The sequence below is a fragment of the Aminobacter sp. P4_H6_2 genome (assembly GCF_056400805.1).
The window spans coordinates 1-2412 of the sequence record NZ_JBFUKO010000747.1; the positions used below are offsets into that span (position 1 = coordinate 1).

A 2412-nucleotide genomic window follows, 5' to 3' on the forward strand; every position below is an offset into this window, starting at 1 on the left:
TTGGCGGCCTGCACGAATTCGCCCGCTGGCCGTATCCGATCCTGACCGACTCCGGCGGTTTCCAGGTGATGTCGCTGTCCAAGCTGCGCAAACTCAGCGAAAAGGGCGTGACCTTCCGCTCGCACATCGATGGCGCTGCTTACGAAATGTCACCGGAACGCTCGATCGAGATCCAGGGACTGCTCGATTCCGACATCCAGATGCAGCTCGACGAGTGCACCGCATTGCCCGCAACGCCGAAGGAAATCGAGCGCGCAATGGAGCTTTCGCTACGTTGGGCCGAGCGCTGCAAGACAGCCTTCGGCGACCAGCCGGGCAAGGCGATGTTCGGTATCGTCCAGGGCGGCGACATCCCTGACATGCGCGTGCGCTCTGCCCAGGCGCTGAAGGGGCTCGACCTCAAGGGCTATGCTGTGGGCGGTCTGGCGGTCGGCGAGCCGCAGGCGGTCATGCTCGATATGCTCGACATCACCTGCCCGGAACTGCCTGCGGAAAAGCCGCGCTATCTGATGGGCGTCGGCACGCCCGACGATATCATCAAATCGGTGGCGCGCGGCATCGACATGTTCGACTGCGTCATGCCGACCCGCGCCGGCCGCCACGGCCTCGCCTATACCCGTCGCGGCAAGGTCAACCTGCGCAACGCGCGCCATGCCGACGACCCGCGTCCGCTCGATGAGGAAAGCGATTGCCCGGCCGCACGCGCCTACTCCCGCGCCTATCTGCATCATCTGGTGAAGTCGGGCGAGTCGCTGGGCGCGATGCTTTTGACCTGGAATAACCTGTCCTACTATCAGCAGCTCATGAGTGACATCCGCGCGGCGATCGAGGCCGGGCAGTTCGTCGATCGTTCGGCGGAGATCACCGAAGGCTGGGCACGAGGCGATTTGCCGGTACATCCCGGGTAGCGCAAGCCGCGTCTGCCCGAGCGAATACGCCTCTTCAGCAGCAGCCCTTGTGCAGCTACATTGGCTGCATGTCACAGGGGTCCCAAATGATTGCAACGTTGCGAATTCCCACCTTCGAGGATGTACGTGCCGCGCAGGCGCGCATATCAGGCGAGGCGCATCGCACGCCTGTACTGACCTCGCGCACCGCCAATGCGATGGCGGGCGGCGAACTCTTCTTCAAGGCCGAGAACCTGCAGCGGGCCGGCGCGTTCAAGTTCCGAGGCGCCTACAACGCCGTTTCCGCGCTCGATGCGGATGCGCGCCGCAAGGGCGTCGTCGCCTATTCGTCCGGCAACCATGCCCAGGCGCTCGCTTATGCGGCGACGCTGCTTGGCGCACCGTCGGTGATCGTGATGCCCAAGGATGCGCCCGAGATCAAGGTTGCGGCAACCAGGGGCTATGGCGCGGAGGTGGTGTTCTTCGACCGCTACACGGATGACCGCGAGGCGATCGCGCGCGGAATCTCCGATGAGCGTGGCATGGCGATGATTCCACCTTTTGATCATCCTGACGTCATCGCCGGCCAAGGCACGGCGGCACTCGAATTGATCGAGGACGTCGGGCCACTCGATATCCTTATTGCGCCGCTGGGTGGCGGCGGGCTGCTGGCCGGCTGCGCGCTCAGCGCYAAGGCGTTGGCGCCGGGCTGCCGCGTCATCGGCGTCGAGCCGGAGGCCGGCAACGATGGCCAGCAATCGCTGCACAAGGGCGAGGTGGTTCGCATCGCACCGCCGAAGTCGATCGCCGATGGCGCCCTGACGACATTCATCGGCGACCACAATTTCCCGATCCTGCAGGCCAACGTGGACGACATCGTCACCGTCAGCGACGCGCAACTGGTGTCGACGATGCGTTTCTTTGCCGAACGCATGAAGGTCATCGTCGAGCCGACAGGCTGCCTGGGTGCTGCTGCGGCGCTCAATGGTGTTGTCGACTGCGCGGGAAAGCGCGTCGGCATCGTGCTCAGCGGCGGCAATGTCGATCTCAAGGCATTGAGCGGGTTTTTCGCCGGTTCCTGACATCAGAGGCGGCGGCCGCAGTATTCCTCGGCGCGAGGCGTGGTATCTGCGCCACAGGTTCTGCGCAAAGCTCTCAAGCTGAAGAATTCGCGGCTGGACTGGGCAAGCAATTCCGTCTTATGGCGCGGATCATGCTTGACCTCGCGAAGGTCGGTGACAATTGCTGAAAGTCGGTGAGGCGCGCGCGCATGAACAACAGATACGGAACGCTTGCCTCCTGGGTCTACAATCTCGACAAGCCGGTAGGTCGCTCTTTCGGCGACATCGAATATTATCGTGAACGTCTTTCAGGCTGCGCAGGTCCGGTGCTGGAGCCTGCCGTCGGCAATGGCCGGTTCTTCGTTCCGATGCTGGAAGCCGGGATAGCTATCGAAGGCTTCGACCCATCCGAGGAAATGCTCGGCTATTGCCGCGAGGCTGCCCGGCAGCGATCGCTTGAGGTG

General features: G+C 63.5%; 3 protein-coding genes. All 3 read left to right on the forward strand.

The features are described 5' to 3' along the window. On the forward strand, positions 1 to 908 hold a 908-nt coding region (gene tgt / locus AC1DUU_RS29560; RefSeq protein ID WP_476786881.1), incomplete at its 5' end, for a tRNA guanosine(34) transglycosylase Tgt. An 86-nt stretch (positions 909 to 994) separates the two neighbouring features. Next, complete coding sequence (locus AC1DUU_RS29565) at positions 995 to 1969, forward strand: threo-3-hydroxy-L-aspartate ammonia-lyase (RefSeq protein ID WP_476786882.1); 975 nt, start codon at positions 995 to 997, stop codon at positions 1967 to 1969. Positions 1970 to 2157: 188 nt separating this feature from the next. Further along, a partial coding sequence (locus AC1DUU_RS29570) for a class I SAM-dependent methyltransferase (protein ID WP_476786883.1) occupies positions 2158 to 2412 on the forward strand: 255 nt, incomplete at its 3' end.